Source organism: uncultured Algibacter sp. (assembly GCF_947495675.1).
In the GTDB taxonomy this organism is placed as follows: Bacteria; Bacteroidota; Bacteroidia; order Flavobacteriales; family Flavobacteriaceae; genus Algibacter_B.
In genome coordinates this window covers 208851-226995 of the sequence record NZ_CANLZX010000004.1, presented here as the reverse complement: position 1 = coordinate 226995, position 18145 = coordinate 208851, and the positions used below count along the sequence as shown (strand labels likewise).

The following is an 18145-nucleotide window of genomic DNA, read 5'->3' as shown; positions in this document are numbered from 1 at the left end:
TATTTTTGCTTAAAACCCAAATGCAATGCGAAAGTTATATTCTGTTTTTATACTCCTAAATATATTATTACTTCATTCTTGTGATGACGGAGATATTATTACTGTTGAATTAGATTTTGAGGAGACTTTTGAAGTTTGCGATGGTGGCAATGCTTTGGTTTTTTATAAAACTAAAAACGACCCTTCTGAATCTTTATCATTAAAATTAAATAATGTTGATTATGATGATATTTTTAATGTTGATGAAGATGGTATTTTTGAACAAACTTACACAATAAGCTCCACAAACCCTTTTAACTACCGTACTTATAGTAACGCCTCTTTACCAAGTGATTTGTTTTGTAATGTAATACCAAACTCTGAAGTTGTTATAACTAAAGATATTGAAAGCACTAGTGGTACTGCCTTTTTAAGCACCATTTTAACTGAAGATGATAATGATGGTATCCCTGCAGCATTAGAAGATAGAAATAATAATGGAGACTTGGAAGATGATGATACTGATGGTGATGGTTTACCAGACTTTATAGATGCTGATGATGATGGTGACAATATTTTAACTAAAAATGAAGACCCAGACCCAAATGGAGATGGAGATTTATCAGATGCTTTAGATACTGATGGTGATGGTATTCCAGATTATTTAGATACTGATGATGATGGCGATGGTATTGACACTAGAGATGAAGAAAATGACAGCCAAGACCAAAACCCTGCTAACGATTTCACAGTAAGCGAATTAGCTGATTATTTAAATAAAGACGTCGCTAATTTAGGTGGTCCTGAAGCTACTGCATATAGAGAGCATACAATTACGCAAACTTACGATGTATCTCTAATCATTTCTGATATAGATTTAGAGTTAATCTCTTTAGATGTTTTTGATTTTGGTTCTTTAGATGACAGCAGTACAACTGACTCTAGAAAGGTAACACCAAGTTTTCCTTAATTTTTAGACACATTTTGATAAATATAAACTTCTGTAGCACCTAAACCATATTTTTGGTAATTGGCATCATAATATTTAACATTATTATATCTACCAAATAAATATTCTAGCTCCATTTTTAAAACTCCCTCACCTACGCCATGTATAAATACTATTTTTTGAATGCGCTTATTTATAGCATATTCAAGTTTGTGTTTTGCAGTATCTAATTGTAGAGATAACATATCGTGATTAGACATACCTCTTGATGATTTAACCAATTGATTAATATGTAAATCTACTTCCATTGTAGGTTCATATCTGTCTTTAGCACGCGTTTTTGGTTGATTCTTTCGTTTAGGAATTTCTTTCTCAGATACTATTGCATCAATTGTTACACTAGAAAATATCTGATTAGCTATAGTTTCTTTTCTATCTTTTAATACTAATTCATTAGCTTGAAATTCTAATAAAAATCCATCATCAGTTTCAATAGAAATGGTATTACCCTTTACTTTTTTAACAACACCAGATAGATCTTCATCTAATACCAATACATAATCACCCAAGGTAAATGCCATAATTAATCGTTGTCTGGGTTATTTAAATCATTATCGTTTCTGCTAGGTATGTTTCTAGAAATCCTATAAACACCAATCATGAGCAAAACTATACCCCCAATTAAGATATATTGATTTTGATCTGTACCAGTTTTAGCATACATAGCAATAAAAGCACCAATAATAATTAAAATATAGTTTAAATATTTCATGAGTTAATAATTATTCTTTTCCAATGTAACATGTAACTTTAAATGTTTTTCAACTAGCAAAAAGACTTTTTTTACCAAAGTTCCATGAATTTATTTTATATCAAAATAAGAATTGCAAATTACATTAAAAAATACATTTTACCTTAAATTTAATACATTATAGGAAGAAATCCAGAGATCGATACTATTCACATTAAGACTTGAAATAAATTATATGAAATAAAAAACTTATATTTGTAACAAGACAACGACCCCAAATCTATGTTTAAAAAAATTATTTTATTGTCGCTTTTTACCTACAATTTCACCTTTGGTCAAGATTTATATGTTGATGACAATAGCTATTTATACGCTAAAGATATTGTGTTATTTGTAAACAATGATATTAGACTTGAAACCGCAACATCAAATCTATATTTTAGAGGAGATGCTCAATTAATTCAAAATACAGATACAAAAAATTCAGATTTAGGAGCACTTTCAATCTATCAGAACCAAACAACAGGTGTATATGAATACAATTATTTTTGTTCACCAGTTGGCGTTCCTGTTGATGGGACAACTCAAGCTAATGTAGATTTTAATGGGTCTAACATTTATGATCCTGCAGACCATACAGATTTATCAAATGTAAACTCGACGGCATATTTATATACAACTGCCTATGAAGGAACCGCAACTGAGCTTTCTAATTATTGGCTGTATACCTTAAAAGATGGTGAAGGCTATTACAGTTGGAATCAAATATTCGATACAGGTAATGCTGGAACTGGTTATGGTTTTACTTTAAAAGGAAGCCCAAATGCTAATAATGTTTTAGATTTTAGAGGTAGACCAAATAATGGTACAATTACAGTAAGTTGTGCTTTTGATGGAACCGATAACCAACCAACATCAGGTACATTAAATACTGCTGAAACTTTAACAGGAAATCCATACCCATCTACTTTAGATTTAAAGCTGTTTTTTGTTAATTCTGCAACAAACCAAACAAACTTAAGTGGTGAAATATTTTTTTGGGAGCAAAAAGCTAAAAACTCACATTATTTGGCAGATTACGAAGGAGGATACGGAGTTTATACACCAGGAGATTTAAGTGATTTACTTGATAATGGCACATATACAACTGCAGCTTTTGAAAACTATAATGGAGATGGAAGTAACAACATAATTACAACTGAAAATACTACTAATTTTAGTTTAAATAATTCCAGACGTTTTGCAGCCGTTGGTCAAGGTTTTGTTATTCAAAGCAATGGTCCTGGAGGCATTGCTACTTTTGATAACTCTATGCGTGTATATTTACCAGAAGACTCAACACCAGGTGGTAATGGTGCGGTTTTTGCAAAATCAAAAAAATCTAAAACGACAAAAGAGTCCAATAAAGTAGTTGTAATGTCTCACAATGGTGTTGATTATAAGTCTATAATTGAAAACCCAACAATAATTCCAGAAATAAGAATTCATACACATATAAATAACACGTATTACAAAGAAAATGTTATTGCGTTTAGACAAAACACACCTAATAATAACACTTTTAATCGCTTTTTTGATGGTGCAAATATAAACGAACTAAGCTCTGACGCTTACATCATTTCTAATGAAAAAGAACTTGTAATAAAATCCATTAATTATAATGATGACACGAGATTACCTTTAGGATTAAAAGCCTCAACTAACAATACAGAATTTATCATAAAAATTAATACACTTAAAGGTGTACCAGAATATGTAAACATATATATATATGATAATGAAACCAATATCTATACAGATATTAAAAACGATACATTTAATATTAAATTAGATGCTGGCGTGTATAACGAACGTTTTGAAATTACTTTTAAAGAAACTGCTATTTTAAGTACTGCAGAAAATACTTTTAACAATTTTAAAATATTTCAAAACAATACTATTTCTCAATTATCGCTTTTAAACCCAAATAACTTAAACATTAAATCATTGAGTTTATTTGATGTTTCTGGAAAACAAGTTATCAATACTTTCATAGCATCCAACAAACAAAATCATTCTATTTCTACAAAATCACTTAGTGATGGCGTTTACATTGTTAAAATCAACTTAGAAGACAATCAAGTTCTTAGCAAAAAAATTGTAGTTGCTAACAGAAATTAAAATACTGCTTATAATTTTCTTAGTACACTTTTAGTATTTTAGCCATATAATATTTGATTTTTACAATAAAATGGAAAAATACATGCTCCCTTGTTTAAATAAAAAACTTCTAGGAGTTGAATGTATGGGATGTGGCATACAACGTTCTATAGCTTTAATTTTTGAAGGTGAATTTGTAGCTGCATTTCAAATATATCCTGCTATTTATAGCTTAATTACTTTATTTTTATTTATTGGATTAAATATTTTCTTTAAATTTAAAAATTCAAACAAAATAATTGGTGCTTTAGCTATTTTAACTGTTGCAACAATTATAACAAGTTATATTATAAAAATAACCAATTAAAAATCACACATGGAACAACAAAAACTCAATCCAACCCTTGTCTACGTATTAGCAATTTTAGGCCTTTTATGCTGCTGTATGGGCGGTTTCGGATTTATTTTAGCAGGTATTGCTTTTTTTATTGCAACTAGTAAATTAAAAGAAGCAAAACTTAACCCTGAAAATTTTGACACATCAAGTGTAAAAGCAATGGATACGGCAAAAACTGTTGCTTTAGTTATATTAGTTATAAACATCCTTTATCTTATTTATACTATTTATCAAATTTCAACAATTGGATGGGATGAAATGATGAGACAATCACAAGAAATGATGGAACAATATCAAAACCAATAATTTCATTTCAAATTATATAAAAAAAGCGACCAAATGGTCGCTTTTTTTATAATTTAACGTTTACTCAATTTATTAGAATAAAGCAGTACTAATTGCCACACCTATGATAACTAAAAAATAAATCGAAAAAACAACAATAGTAAAAATACCCATAAATTTATAATGAGATTTTAAATTTAAAAAGGCCAATTTAAAAGCTTCATTATTTTTCAACTTTAAAGCTTGTTTCATTTTATTAGAAAATTTAAAAAGATACAAAACCGGAAATAAATAAACGAGTGCTAAAACAATATAAACAATTCCAACTCCTGCAGAATATCCTAATGCATAAGCACCAGTACCTCCTACTTGATTCATACCAGTATAAAGACTAACACCTATACCACCTAAAACCATAAAACCAATTCCTATAAAACCAAGAATTGACAAAAAGTATGACCATTTAGCTGTTTCGTTTAAATAGCCTCTAATATCTTCATTTACTTCCAATTCAAAACTTTCAAAAGCCGATTTTTGGTACATATAATTATTTATTTTTCAAATTGTTTAAGCGTTTTGGTAATGATATTGACACAGTCCATTAACTGATTTTCAGTCATCACTAAAGGAGGCGCAAAACGAATAATATTACCATGCGTTGGTTTGGCTAATAATCCATTATCGCGTAATGCCAAACAAATATTCCATGCTGTATCGCTATCTTCAGTATCATTAATTAAAATAGCGTTAAGTAATCCTTTACCTCTTACAAGATTAACAATACTACTAGTTTCTATATATTTATTTAATTCACTTCTAAATAAATCACCTAACTTATAAGCGTTTTCTGCAAGATTTTCATCTCTTACAACCTCTAGTGCTGCCATAGCTACAGCAGCAGCAATAGGGTTACCACCAAACGTACTCCCGTGATTTCCTGGTTTAATAACGTTCATTACACTATCATTAGCTAATACTGCAGAAACTGGGTACACTCCACCACTAATAGCTTTTCCAAGAATTAAAACATCTGGTTTTACATCTGGTGTATTCTCACAATTTTTATTTTCACAAGAACAGTTACCACAAGTAGCCAATAAACGCCCTGTTCTAGCAATACCTGTTTGTACTTCATCAGCTATAAATAAAACATTATATTTTTCACAAAGTGCTTTTGCTTTTACTAAATAATCATCACTAGGAACATATACACCTGCTTCACCTTGAATAGGTTCTACTAAAAAACCAGCTACGTTAGGGTTATTCTCCAATACTGTTTCTAGAGCTTCTAAATTATCGTACCCTATTTTAATAAACCCCTTGGTATAAGGGCCAAAATTTTTACGTGCTACAGGATCATTAGAAAAAGAAATAATGGTGGTAGTTCTACCATGAAAATTATTTTCGCAAACAATAATTTCTGCTTTATTTTCATCAATCCCTTTTACCTCGTAAGCCCATTTTCTACATAGTTTTAAAGCTGTTTCAACTGCTTCAGCACCAGTATTCATTGGTAAAAGTTTGTCGAACCCAAAAAACTCGCAAGCAAATTTTTCGAATTTCCCTAACATATCGTTATGAAATGCTCTTGAAGTTAATGTTAGTGTTTGCGCTTGTTGAATCATTGCATTCACTATTTTAGGATGACAGTGCCCTTGGTTTACGGCAGAGTATGCAGATAAAAAATCATAATATTTTTTTCCTTCTACATCCCAAACATACACACCTTCTCCTTTGTTTAACACTACAGGTAATGGATGGTAATTGTGTGCACCATACTTGTTTTCTAAATCTATCGCTTGTTGCGAAGTTAATTGGTCTAAAATTGCCATTTTAAAAAGTTTTAAATTAAAAATATGCAATTCCTTCTGCACCTTTATCCTTTCGATGAGTTTCGAAAATTCAGCGTGGGAGAGAAATCATCCCTAGAAGATGCGAAAATAAATAAAAAATAAAATATAATGTACCTTTTCGTTTTTATATGGGTCTAACTTACAACTATAACCATTAAAAAAATTAAAATCATGGACTATTTATCAAATGTATTAGACAATCTTTCTCAATCTATAGGAGGTAATTTATCAAGTGCTTTAGCTGCTATAATAATAATTATTATTGGTTGGTTTATAGCTGGCCTACTTAAAAGAGTTGTTTCAAAATTACTTAAGAAAACTGGTATTGATGATAAAATAAAAAATTCGAAAATTAGTATTTCAAAATTTGTAAGCAAACTTGTTTACTTTTTAGTAATGATATTTGTTTTCACTTTAGCATTAGAAAAACTAGGTATGAGTAATGTGCTTGATCCGTTAAAAAATATGCTAAATGAATTTGCAGGGTTTTTACCAAATATAGTTGGTGCTGGCTTAGTTTGCTATATTGGGTATATGTTGGCAACTATAATTTCAGAATTAGTAGAACTTTCTGGAGATTCAATACAAAAATTAGTACCTAAATTAAAATTACCAGAAAATATTGATTTTGTTAATGTTATTAAAAAAGTTGTATTCATTTTTATATTTATTCCTTTATTAATTTCAGCTTTTAATATTTTGAATATGGATTCTATATCAGAACCAGCTACAACTATGTTAAAAGATTTCTTTAGCGCAATTCCTAAAGTAATTGTAGCGGCATTAATACTTATTCTTTTTGTTGTAGGTGGGCGCTTTTTAAGCGAACTTGTTAAAGACTTATTAAACAGCATGAACCTTAATAACTTCTTTAATAAAGCAGGTTTATCATCAATTACAGGAAACACAAACCTTGTAAAGGTTATTGGGAATTTAGTTTACTTTTTCATCATTTTATTTGGTCTTACAACTGCTGTAGAGAAATTAGAATTTACTCATTTATCAGATATTATATATACCATAACAAACTATGCTGGTAAAATATTATTTGGACTTGTTATTTTAGCTATTGGAAATTGGATTGCAACTATTGCTGCCAACAATTTTGCAAAAAGCGATAATAATAGTTTTGTGGCTTCTATTATAAGAATAGCAATCCTTTCTATTTTCTTGGCAATTGGATTAAGAACTATGGGTATTGCAGATGAAATTATCAACCTTGCTTTTGGTATAACATTAGGTACAGTTGCCTTAACTATTATCTTATCTTTTGGATTGGGTGGACGTGAAGCTGCTGGAAAGCAAATGGACAAAATATTAACAAAATTTAATAAAAAATAATTATACTTAACCTCAATTAATGGTAAGCTGCTTAGTTTTTTTATGACTAAGCAGCTTTTTTTTTAACTAAGACAGTTTACTAGAAAGCGAAGAAAGCTGCAGTTCTAAACGCTTAATCTCTCTAATAATAGCATTTTTATCCATTTGCATCCATGCAAAAACTTTTAGCATGCTTACTCCAATTAAAAAAATAATGCTTCCTAAAGCCCACTTCAATAACTCTTTAGTAGATTCTACATTAAAAAATTGTACTAAACAATAAATAAATAATGCGAAAAAAATCACCGTTACTAAATTCATCAATACTAACAACCATTTGTTTTTCCCTTGAAAAAGTCCACCAATCATCTGTATTACGTTTTGTTCGTCTAGATTTTCGTAAAATTTAGCCTCTTCTTCTGTTAAAGTTTCTTTTATAAGTTTATCAATACTTTCTTTATCACTTTTCATAAGTTATAAGTTTTTAAAATTTGTTTTAATTTTTCTCTAGCATGAAATAATCTAGACTTTACTGTACCTTCAGATATGTTTAATATCGTACTAATCTCTTTTAATGAGTATTCTTGCATATAAAATAAGCGAATAACCATTTGTTGGTTCTCAGGTAGTGTTTTAATAGTTTTTAATAATATGGCTTTTATTGATTCGCTACTATCCCTCGCTTCATCAAAAACATGTTGTAATTGATGTTTATTATCAATATTATTTTTTAATTTATTGTTCTCTTTAATCCAGTCTAAAGACTTAGTATATACAATTCTTAACGCCCAACTACCAAAGCTTTCTGGAGTTTTTAAATGACTAATTTTAATAATTATAATACTCCAAGAATCTTGAGCAATATCTTTAGCAACATCAGCATCTTTAACTATCCAATAAGCTTTTTCGCAAAACGTTTTATGCCATCGCTTTACTAATAGGGCCAACGCATTTTTATTTCCAGATTGAAATTGTTGTACTAACTTACCATCAATAGCTTTTTCTGTTTTCACCCAATTTTTGTTAGTATAAACCGCCATAAACTCACCCAGCAATTCCATTTTGTATGCTTTTTAACTTCTAAGTAATTATTCTCAATCGTATCAAAAGCATTTTCAATTAAGGCATTATGCAACCATTTTATTGCTATAACCCATTTTAAAGTGGCCATCATACTTGTCGTTTTCATAATAATGCTATGTTTTACTTCTGTAGAACTTTTATTAATTGCTACTATTTCAAATTTATGAATCCCCTTAAAACCTTTTGGTTTTAAGAATTTAAAAACTATTAATTTTTCTGGAATAAATTCATATACTGAGTATCTTATTATGCCATGCCCTCCTACTTCTCCAACTTTTAAACCATTTTTGAAACGAATTGGTGGCCAATTATCTTTTGGCCATACTTTATCTTTTTTTGTAGATAATGTTTCTAACAAAGTAGCAACTTCTGCTTTTGGTAGATTTATGATTCTTTTATGTGTGTTTATAACATCCATTTCACTTATAAGACGATAAAAAATTAAAAAAGTTCATTTTAATTTAAAAGAATTTAAATTTCCTTTAAAGTTAATGGAATTAAATAGACTTATATTTCTGGCTATTATTATTTTTGCAGCATGTCAAGAAGAAGTAAACAAAGAAAACAAGTTTTTGAAAGCGTAGAAGTTATTGATGCTGGCGCTAAAGGAAAAACAATAGCTAAAGCACCCGACGGAAAAGTAATTTTTCTACCAAATGCCGTTCCTGGTGATGTGGTTGATGTGCAAACTTTTAAAAAGCGTAAAGCTTATTATGAAGGCAAAGCAACTGTTTTTCATAAATTATCAGACAAAAGAACAGAACCTGCTTGTGAGCATTTTGGAACTTGTGGTGGTTGTAAATGGCAAAATATGGCCTATGAGCACCAGTTATTTTACAAACAAAAAGAAGTTACCAACAACTTAACACGTATTGGGCATATTGAATTACCAGAGGTAACGCCTATTTTAGGTTCTGCTGAACACTATTTCTATAGAAATAAAATGGAATTTTCGTTTAGCGATAGCCGTTGGTTAACACTTGAAGAAATACAATCTGATAAAGATTTAGGTGATAAAAATGCACTTGGATTTCATATTCCTGGCATGTGGGATAAAATTTTAGATGTAAACAAATGTCATTTACAAGCAGATCCATCCAATGCGATAAGAAATGCTGTTAAAGAATTTGCAATTAATAACGATTTAGAATTCTTTAATACCAGAAACCAAACGGGATTATTAAGGACCATGATGATTAGAACATCTACTACTGGTGATGTTATGGTAATGATTCAGTTTTTTAAAGAAGATAAAGTTAAACGTGAATTAATATTAGATTTTATTGCTGAAAACTTCCCACAAGTAACATCATTACAATATGTAATTAATGGAAAAGCCAACGATACTATTTATGATCAAGATGTGATATGTTATAAAGGCAACGATCATATTTTTGAAGAAATGGAAGGGTTAAAATTTAAAATTAATGCTAAATCCTTTTATCAAACAAACTCTAACCAAGCTTTTGAGCTTTATAAAATCACCAGAGACTTTGCAGGTTTAACAGGGCAAGAATTAGTTTATGATTTGTATACAGGTACAGGAACTATAGCCCAATTTGTTGCAAAACAAGCTAGTAAAGTAATTGGTGTAGAATCTGTACCAGACGCTATTACTGCTGCTAAAGAAAATGCACAATTAAATAATATTAATAACGTTGAATTCTATGTTGGAGACATGAAACATGTTTTTAATAACGAATTTATTGAAGCACATGGGCAACCAGATGTAATTATTACAGATCCACCAAGAGATGGTATGCATAAAGATGTTGTACAACAAATATTAAACATTGCACCTAAACGCGTAGTTTATGTAAGTTGTAATAGCGCTACACAAGCTCGAGATTTAGCTTTAATGGATGCACAATATAAAGTAATAAAAACCCAAGCTGTAGATATGTTTCCACAAACGTTTCATGTGGAAAATGTTGTACTTTTGGAAAAGCGCTAAATAAATAAACAATATTAAAATATTGATGAAAAAAATAAGCCTACTTATAATCATACTTGTTATAGTTGGAAACTACAGTTGCGAACGCGATGATATTTGTCCGGATTCAACACCAACTACACCCAGATTAATAATTGATTTTCTAGATGCAACAGACCCAGATGTGTTTAAAAATGTATTTGATTTAGTGGTTATTGGTGTAGATAATGATGATTATTTGTCAGATTATATATTCACAGATACTGATGATGTTGTTTTACCACTCAAAACAACTGATAACACTACCGAATATATTCTTGTTAGTGGTGCTTCTGTAAATAATAATGACACACCCGATGACACTTCTGATGATTTTATAGACGGAAATCAAGACCGTATAGTTATAAACTACAGTCGCGAACAAGTTTTTGTTTCTCGTGCATGTGGTTTTAAAACAATTTTTAAAAATGTAACACTTACCATTGTTGATGATGGTGATAACTGGATGCTTTCAAGAGAACCTCTAACCGATAACCAATCTGTAGAAGATGAGACAACAACACACTTTAATATATCGCATTAGTAGCATAGCTTGTATGCTGTTTTTTTGTGTGTTTGTTAATGCACAGAATGATAGTATTGTTGATACTACTGATGATTCAAAAACAATTAAACTTAAATACGGACTTCGAATTGGAGGAGACATTGGTAAATTAACACGTTCGTTTTTAGACGATGACTATTCAGGTTTTGAAATTATGGCAGATTATCGCTTAAAAGAAAAACTATATATAGCCGGAGAGATTGGTTTTGAAGAAAAAAATACCGTGAATGATTATTTAGATATTACAACAAAAGGTAGTTATATAAAAGGTGGTGTAGATTTTAACATGTATCAAAATTGGTTGGACATGGATAATATGATTTATGCTGGTTTTAGAGTTGGAGCAAGTACATTTAGTCATGATTTAAATAACTATACCGTATATAGTATAGACCAATACTGGGAACCTCAATTTACATCAAGCACCAAACAAGAACTTACAGGACTTACAGCATTTTGGGCAGAAATTATTCTAGGCATGAAAGCCGAATTATTTAATAATCTTTATATAGGTTTAAATGTGCAATTAAAAGTATCAGTAAGTCAAACCATACCTAATAATTTTGATAACATATACATTCCAGGTTTTGGAAAAACTTATGATAGTAGCGGTATAGGTGTTGGTTACAGCTACTTTTTAGCCTATAGAATTCCGCTTTACAAGAAAACAAAACAATCTAAACCTGCTGAGTTTACTAAACCCGATAAAGAATCTAGGCCAACACCTAGAAACAGGCCTTAACAAACTATTTAAGTCTTATTTCTGCTTGATGTGTCATTAAGAAATCTTGTGGCAGATGGTTAAGGACATAAATACTAATAATAACCTTCTGGGTTATCAATTATAAAAGCACTTTAAAATCATTCATTTCCTATACAGTTACTGATAATTTGGAAAACATCCCAGAGTTATATTAATAACAAAAGTTATAGTTAATTTTAGCCAATAGATTTCCACTTAATAAGATGACTAGTAATTGTTTTAGACCTAATACTTTGTGAATAAGAATGTTAGTGTCTTCCGATAAATTTTATTGAAATTTTTACTAATTCATTTGTCTTTTCTTACATGTTTAAGCTAAATTAGCTTCTTAAATTACTTTAGCAGTTTTTATTAAATTTCAATACTAAACACCTAAAAGTAATCTATTTAACAAATTATTTAATTTTAAAAATCTAACAAAATGATTAAAAAAACAATGAGATTATTTACAATTGCTTTTACAGCATCAATTCTTTTAACTTCTTGTTATTCATACACCAGCGTTGTAGGCGCAGGAGCAAAAGGTAATACAGAAGTAACTAAATGGAATCACTACTTAATTGGTGGATTAGCTCCAATTGGCGTTTCTGATACTAAAGAAATGGCTAATGGCTCTAAAGATTATACTATTTTTACTAGACATTCATTTGTAAACGGTTTGGTAAATGCAATTACTTTTGGAATTTATACACCAACTACTACTACAGTAAAATATTAATTAATATTTAAACAAAATGAGCGATTTTAAAATCGCTCATTTTATATTTTTATGAAAAAAGCAATTCATTATATAGCCATTATAGCATCATTAGTATTCCTATATAATATTATTCAAATATTATCCTTAGGTGTCTCGAAATTAAGTGAATTTGGCTATGGTGCGCTGGTGGGAAAAACTATTTTATTTTTAATATCTCTATTAATTGTTTTTAAAACTAGAACAAATAAGCAATAGTTCATTTACGCAAAACTTGTTTACTCTTTAGACACTATAACCTCTATATAGTGTGCTACTTGAAAATTACAAGAATTAGCAATAAAACATAAGCTATTTGCTTTGGCATGCAACGATTTGGCTAATTCTAATTGCGAAGCATCCTTAATAGTTACTTTAGGCTTTAAGGTTACTTTGCTAAAATGCCCACTACCCGACGCTTCAACTTCCAAAATAGCTTCGGCAGTATCAGTATAACTTAAAACTTCAATATTATTTTGCGCGCAAACGTATAAATAAGACATCATGTGGCATGAGGCTAAGGCCGATAATAATAAATCTTCTGGGTTATAAAGTGTATCATCACCTCTAAATGGTTTTGCTGCAGATACTTGTAAAGGGAGTTTCTTGTTAGCAATAGTTACTATATGATTTCTACTAAAATCTTTAGGATTTTGTGTCGTTTCATTATCACCTAATTGCCAGTTTACCTTAGCTTTAAAAATATGATTAAATGGCATCTTTCTTTTTTTTAGAAAGATAAGTAAAGTATGAAAAATCAAAAAACGCTTATTATTAATAATTGTGACTAAGTGCTAATAAAATTTTAACTTAGCTTATCTACTTATAGCGATTAATTAAATTTAGAAATAGTCAATTACTTGTAATTTAAAAGAAAATACTAATGGCATATCAAAAAATAAAATTAGTTATAACAGGAATAGCAACGCTGTTTTTAATTGTAATTAGTTGGTATTTTATTGATAGGTTTTCATTTGCTAAAACACAACCATACTTTCAAATAAATAAAACAACACAAGATAATGTTTTAACTGTTGGAATTATAGGAGATAGTTGGGTTGCTGGTAATAAACTTGATAGTATGCTACATGAAAAACTCTTAAAAAAAGGGCAAAGTAATCGCATAATTTCTTCAGGTAAATCTAGTGCAAGAAGCAAATTAATTTATCAAAACCTATTTAAAAATAATGACATTGAACATTCTTCAAAATTTATAATTGAAAGCCAACCAGAATATTGTATTGTTATTGCAGGTGTTAATGATAAAGCGTCTAGAGCTGGAAAAAATTATTACAGCTTTCATGTTATACAAATAATCAAGACATTATTACACTATAAAATAAAGCCTGTTGTTGTTTCTTTACCCGAATTTGATGTTGTAAAAACTATTGACGACATGAATTTTTTGTTTAAAACAAGAACTTATATTTCGGCAAAAATAAATAATGATGCTGAAACAGATAATATTAAGACTTACAGAGCGTTTTTAAATTCTGAATTACAAAGAACGAACCTGTCTGATAGTGTTATACTAATCGATTTTAATAAGGTTTGTCCAGATTATTTAAAATGCAAAGGTTTATATAAAGACTCAGCTCATTTATCGAAACTAGGAAACGAAAAACTAACTGAAGTAATTGCAAGTGAATTAATAGAAAAAATTAAATTCTAAGACCGCATATTGATTTTAAAAGGTTTTAAAATATTCATCCTTCATAATAATAAAAAATATAACTTAGTTAACATTCTTTTTTAAAAACTAAAAAGCATAGCTTAAAATTATATTTAAAACACGTCTCTTTTTATACTCAATTGATACATTATATATTTATACAAAAGCACTTCTAGTTTAGTTTTAAACAAATGTATTTTTCTTGAATATTATAAGTACAGATAATTGGTATATCATAATTTAAGGCAACAAAATAACCATAATCAACTTTATTTCAAGCAATTACGTACAAGTACGTATTTTTTTATTAGTATAAAAATCCTACTTTAGTATAAGAAAAATTAATATGCTTTAATAAGTGCATTAATCAATTTATTAATCTTTAAATTTTAATTATTATGAGACAAATAGCAATGGGCAAAATTGCCGCAAATGGTACTATCTTAAAAGCTACTGCCGGAATAAGTATATCAAATGGTATTAGTCCTGGAAACATTTTCGGTCCTGGTGGAGATATTGGATATACAGTTAAGCTATCTAGTGGATTAGTACACGATAAAAATTATATTGTACAGCTTACTGCAGAAAACTATGGTGAAGATGGACCTGATTATGTATTTACTACTATAGCTTTGAGGTACCAAACAAAAAAATCTTTTGAAGTTATAATTTGGGCAGATAGGATACAGACATTAGCATCTGGCTATTCCATAGTTCCTGTAAAAAGTGATTGGCATTTTGTTATTTATGATATATAATTTTAAAAGAAACAGCAATCATAATCAAATCATTTTTTTTGCTGTTTCTTATAATATCTACTTCATATACTTACCCTTCTTACTCCCTTCGTACATTACATACTTTACCAAACGCGATTCTAGTTTAGCGTTATAAAGTTGTATTTTTCTTGACGGACGTAATCCTACATGTTTAAGCGCATCAAGATTTGAGGTTATAAACCATGCATCGGTACCTGGATAGCTTTGTTTTAAAGTATCGCCTATGTTAGCATAAAAGTCTTCCATGTCAATATTTAAACGCTCGCCATAAGGCGGGTTAAATACCATATGCAGTTTATTCTCACCTCCTTTTTGAGTTTTAAAGAAATCTTCGTGCTTCACATCAATAAAATCCTCTAATTGGGCGTTTTTTACATTTTCTATGGCTTTAGCAACTGCACTTGGTGCTTTATCATAACCAGTTATTTTATGATGAAAATCGCGGGTTTTACCCAGTAGAGATTCTTCAATTTTTTCGAATAATTCCACATCCCAATCGTTCCAACGCTCAAAAGCAAATTCTTTTCGCATTAGGTTTGGCGGTATATTACAAGCAATCATGGCAGCCTCAATAAGCATAGTGCCAGATCCGCACATAGGATCCATAAAATCGCTTTGCCCATCCCAACCAGAAAGCATGATTAAACCTGCAGCTAAAACTTCGTTTATAGGCGCAATATTAGTGGCTGTTTTGTAACCTCGTTTATGTAGAGAATCACCAGAGGAGTCTAAAGAAATAGTACAACGGCGTCTGTCAATATGCACATTTATTTTTAAGTCTGGAAATTTTAAATCTACATTAGGTCGTTGCCCATCGGTATCTCGAAATTTATCGACAATAGCATCTTTGGTTTTTTGGGCTATATACAATGAGTGCGAAAACAAATCGGAATGAATGGTGGCATCAATAGCTAAAGAACCTGTTGGTTTTAAGTATTGCGACCAGTCCATAGCATAAATTTTATCATATAAATCTTGCTCACTTTTAACATTAAATGAATGTATGGGTTTTAAAATTTTTACAGCCGTACGCAATGCTAAATTACATTTATACATAAAGCCTTTATCGCCTGAGAAAGAGACGTTTCGCACACCCTTTTTTACGTACATAGCACCTAGTTGTGTAAGCTCTTTTTCTAATAAATCTTCAAAGCCAAATAAGGTTTTGGCTACCATATTGAAATTTTCTCCCATTTTTTTCGTCTACTCTACTTATAATAGATTGCAAAAATAACGTAATTTTGTGGCAAACGTAAAGTTTATTGATAATTCGGGTTAAGGATTGAAGTGGAAAGCCCACAGCGATTCCGATTTTTATCGGGATAAATCGCGAGGACTTGCAGCGTAAAGCCTGACCCCCGTACATTTCTCGGGGGTAACCCCCAAACAAAACTATGACTAACAAAACAAAAACTTGGTTTACTTCTTGGTTTGACACACCATTTTACCACATTTTATATAAAGACCGTAATGATACTGAAGCGCATGCTTTTATGGATACCCTTACTGATTATTTAAATATCCCAGAAGGTGGTACCATTTTAGATTTAGCCTGCGGAAAAGGTAGACATGCCTTATATCTTAACAAAATTGGCTATGATGTAACTGGGGTTGATTTAAGCGAAAACAGTATTAATTTTGCCAAACAGTTTGAAAATCATCGTTTAAAATTTGAGGTTCACAACATGTGTAAGCCTTACCACAAACAGTTTGATGCCGTTTTTAATTTGTTTACTAGCTTTGGCTATTTTGATGATGATGCAGATAACTTAAAAACGATAAAAGCCATTAAAGCTGAATTAAATGAGTTTGGTTTTGGAGTTATTGATTTTATGAATAGCGAGTTTGTTATTAATAATTTAGTGCCCGAAGAGGTTAAAACGGTTGATGGTATAGATTTTTATTTAAAACGCTATGTTGAAGATGGCTATATTATAAAAGATATTACTTTTACAGCCGACGAAATATTGTATAATTTCCAAGAGCGCGTACGTGGTTTTACTTTAGCAGATTTCGAGTTGCTTTTTGAACAGGCCGGTGTGCATTTATTAGATATTTTTGGCGATTATAAACTGCGCAAGTTTAGCGCAAAAACATCAGAACGTTTAGTCATGATTTTTAAATAACCAATAATGGGCATTGTATTATGACTCTTGCATATAATTTGTTTACTAATGCAGGTAATAATTAATGAGTGTTATAAAATTGAATAGTGTATTTTTTGAATGAATAATTATATTTTACCCTTTCTTGCAGTTATTTTAGGCTTTCTTTTAGCATTTATTACTAAAAAACAAAAGTCTTGGAATACCAAACTACTACTCTCTTTTAGTGGTGCTTTTTTATTGGCTTTAACTCTTTTTGAATTATTACCAGAAGTTTACAATCATTTAGAAACCAAACTTACAGGACTCTTTATAATGTGCGGTATTATGTTGCAAATTGTTTTAGAGTTATTCTCTAAAGGTGCAGAACATGGCCATGTACACATCCATAAAAACGAGACTGCTTTCCCTTGGCTATTATTTATTAGTTTGTGTATTCATAGTTTATTAGAAGGATTTTCTATTCACGATCATAACGATATGGTATATGGTGTTTTGGTACATAAAATACCCATTGCTACATTAATTACTATGTTTTTATTACAGTCTAACTATACCAAAATACAGGTAGGTAGCTTTTTGTTAGTATTTGCTTTAATGACCCCCTTAGGCACTTGGATTGCGCATAACGCCACTTTTATTGCCAATTATACCCATGCTATAAATGCAGTAGTTATTGGTATATTTTTCCATATTTCAACCACTATTTTGTTTGAAAGTGGCGAAGGACATAAGTTTAATTTATCGAAGTTTATTTCAATAATACTAGGTGTTGGAGTAGCTTATTTAATCTAGTT

General features: G+C 30.0%; 22 protein-coding genes. 13 read left to right on the top strand and 9 right to left on the bottom strand.

The window, feature by feature from the left end; translation table 11 throughout:
* The first annotated feature begins 25 nt into the window (after positions 1-25).
* Complete coding sequence (locus Q0842_RS04860) at positions 26-949, top strand: hypothetical protein (protein WP_298494923.1); 924 nt, start codon at positions 26-28, stop codon at positions 947-949.
* Here the strand turns inward: Q0842_RS04860 and Q0842_RS04855 are convergent.
* A complete protein-coding gene (locus Q0842_RS04855) occupies positions 946-1509 on the bottom strand; it encodes a Smr/MutS family protein (protein WP_298494921.1) in 564 nt (187 codons plus the stop codon). The two genes, Q0842_RS04860 and Q0842_RS04855, sit on opposite strands and share 4 nt — an antisense overlap.
* Positions 1510-1511: 2 nt before the next feature.
* A complete protein-coding gene (locus Q0842_RS04850) occupies positions 1512-1700 on the bottom strand; it encodes an LPXTG cell wall anchor domain-containing protein (RefSeq protein WP_298494919.1) in 189 nt (62 codons plus the stop codon).
* A 261-nt stretch (positions 1701-1961) separates the two neighbouring features.
* On the opposite strand from Q0842_RS04850, the gene Q0842_RS04845 reads away from it, so the two are divergent.
* The 3 genes from Q0842_RS04845 (at position 1962) to Q0842_RS04835 (ending at position 4521) form a co-directional block, all read left to right on the top strand.
* Positions 1962-3839 (top strand): T9SS type A sorting domain-containing protein, encoded by a 1878-nt coding sequence (locus Q0842_RS04845; RefSeq protein ID WP_298494917.1) that lies wholly within the window; start codon positions 1962-1964, stop codon positions 3837-3839.
* Between the two features lie 70 nt (positions 3840-3909).
* The gene (locus Q0842_RS04840) at positions 3910-4185 is read left to right on the top strand and encodes a DUF2752 domain-containing protein (RefSeq protein WP_298494915.1); all 276 of its coding nucleotides are present in this window, start codon (positions 3910-3912) and stop codon (positions 4183-4185) included.
* A 9-nt stretch (positions 4186-4194) separates the two neighbouring features.
* Positions 4195-4521 (top strand): CCC motif membrane protein, encoded by a 327-nt coding sequence (locus Q0842_RS04835; protein WP_298494913.1) that lies wholly within the window; start codon positions 4195-4197, stop codon positions 4519-4521.
* A 72-nt stretch (positions 4522-4593) separates the two neighbouring features.
* Here Q0842_RS04835 and Q0842_RS04830 read toward each other — a convergent pair whose 3' ends face one another.
* Together Q0842_RS04830 and rocD are read right to left on the bottom strand one after the other, a co-directional pair.
* A complete protein-coding gene (locus Q0842_RS04830) occupies positions 4594-5043 on the bottom strand; it encodes a DUF5362 family protein (RefSeq protein ID WP_298494911.1) in 450 nt (149 codons plus the stop codon).
* Positions 5044-5051: 8 nt separating this feature from the next.
* Positions 5052-6332 (bottom strand): ornithine--oxo-acid transaminase, encoded by a 1281-nt coding sequence (gene rocD / locus Q0842_RS04825; protein WP_298494908.1) that lies wholly within the window; start codon positions 6330-6332, stop codon positions 5052-5054.
* Between the two features lie 192 nt (positions 6333-6524).
* On the opposite strand from rocD, the gene Q0842_RS04820 reads away from it, so the two are divergent.
* Positions 6525-7694, top strand: coding sequence for a mechanosensitive ion channel (locus Q0842_RS04820; RefSeq protein WP_298494906.1), 1170 nt, complete (start codon positions 6525-6527; stop codon positions 7692-7694).
* A 66-nt stretch (positions 7695-7760) separates the two neighbouring features.
* Here the strand turns inward: Q0842_RS04820 and Q0842_RS04815 are convergent, their stop codons facing one another.
* From Q0842_RS04815 to Q0842_RS04805, 3 genes are read right to left on the bottom strand one after another with little or no spacing between them, the layout of a single operon-like run.
* Positions 7761-8144 (bottom strand): DUF6768 family protein, encoded by a 384-nt coding sequence (locus tag Q0842_RS04815; protein WP_298494904.1) that lies wholly within the window; start codon positions 8142-8144, stop codon positions 7761-7763.
* Positions 8141-8734 (bottom strand): RNA polymerase sigma factor, encoded by a 594-nt coding sequence (locus tag Q0842_RS04810; RefSeq protein ID WP_298494902.1) that lies wholly within the window; start codon positions 8732-8734, stop codon positions 8141-8143. Before Q0842_RS04810 ends, Q0842_RS04815 begins: the two co-directional genes overlap by 4 nt.
* Entirely contained in the window at positions 8683-9174 is a 492-nt protein-coding gene (locus Q0842_RS04805) for a hypothetical protein (protein ID WP_298494900.1), read from the bottom strand. The genes Q0842_RS04810 and Q0842_RS04805 overlap by 52 nt, the downstream gene beginning before the upstream one ends.
* A gap of 120 nt (positions 9175-9294) precedes the next feature.
* Here Q0842_RS04805 and rlmD point away from each other — a divergent pair, with 120 nt between their 5' ends.
* The 4 genes from rlmD to Q0842_RS04785 all read left to right on the top strand — a co-directional run bounded on the left by rlmD (position 9295) and on the right by Q0842_RS04785 (position 12774).
* Entirely contained in the window at positions 9295-10710 is a 1416-nt protein-coding gene (gene rlmD, locus Q0842_RS04800) for a 23S rRNA (uracil(1939)-C(5))-methyltransferase RlmD (RefSeq protein ID WP_298494898.1), read from the top strand.
* Positions 10711-10735: 25 nt separating this feature from the next.
* The gene (locus tag Q0842_RS04795) at positions 10736-11272 is read left to right on the top strand and encodes a DUF6452 family protein (protein ID WP_298494896.1); all 537 of its coding nucleotides are present in this window, start codon (positions 10736-10738) and stop codon (positions 11270-11272) included.
* Entirely contained in the window at positions 11238-12035 is a 798-nt protein-coding gene (locus Q0842_RS04790) for a DUF6048 family protein (RefSeq protein WP_298494894.1), read from the top strand. The genes Q0842_RS04795 and Q0842_RS04790 overlap by 35 nt, the downstream gene beginning before the upstream one ends.
* 442 nt (positions 12036-12477) lie before the next feature.
* A complete protein-coding gene (locus Q0842_RS04785) occupies positions 12478-12774 on the top strand; it encodes a Bor family protein (protein WP_298494892.1) in 297 nt (98 codons plus the stop codon).
* A gap of 257 nt (positions 12775-13031) precedes the next feature.
* On the opposite strand, the gene Q0842_RS04780 is transcribed toward Q0842_RS04785, so the two are convergent.
* Positions 13032-13511 (bottom strand): OsmC family protein, encoded by a 480-nt coding sequence (locus Q0842_RS04780; RefSeq protein ID WP_298494890.1) that lies wholly within the window; start codon positions 13509-13511, stop codon positions 13032-13034.
* Between the two features lie 164 nt (positions 13512-13675).
* Between Q0842_RS04780 and Q0842_RS04775 the strand changes: the two genes are divergently transcribed.
* Positions 13676-14464: an SGNH/GDSL hydrolase family protein gene (locus Q0842_RS04775; protein WP_298494888.1), complete on the top strand. Its 789-nt coding sequence runs from the start codon at positions 13676-13678 to the stop codon at positions 14462-14464.
* Between the two features lie 398 nt (positions 14465-14862).
* Entirely contained in the window at positions 14863-15222 is a 360-nt protein-coding gene (locus Q0842_RS04770; protein ID WP_298494886.1) for a hypothetical protein, read from the top strand.
* 57 nt (positions 15223-15279) lie between these two features.
* Here the strand turns inward: Q0842_RS04770 and Q0842_RS04765 are convergent, their stop codons facing one another.
* Positions 15280-16437, bottom strand: a complete 1158-nt coding sequence (locus tag Q0842_RS04765; RefSeq protein ID WP_298494884.1) for a THUMP domain-containing protein — start codon at positions 16435-16437, stop codon at positions 15280-15282.
* 200 nt (positions 16438-16637) lie between these two features.
* Between Q0842_RS04765 and Q0842_RS04760 the strand changes: the two genes are divergently transcribed.
* Together Q0842_RS04760 and Q0842_RS04755 are read left to right on the top strand one after the other, a co-directional pair.
* Positions 16638-17369 carry a class I SAM-dependent methyltransferase gene (locus Q0842_RS04760; protein WP_298494882.1) on the top strand — a complete coding sequence of 244 codons (732 nt, stop codon included), beginning with the start codon at positions 16638-16640 and terminating at the stop codon, positions 17367-17369.
* 99 nt (positions 17370-17468) lie between these two features.
* Positions 17469-18143, top strand: coding sequence for a ZIP family metal transporter (locus Q0842_RS04755; protein WP_298494880.1), 675 nt, complete (start codon positions 17469-17471; stop codon positions 18141-18143).
* Positions 18144-18145: the final 2 nt, after the last annotated feature.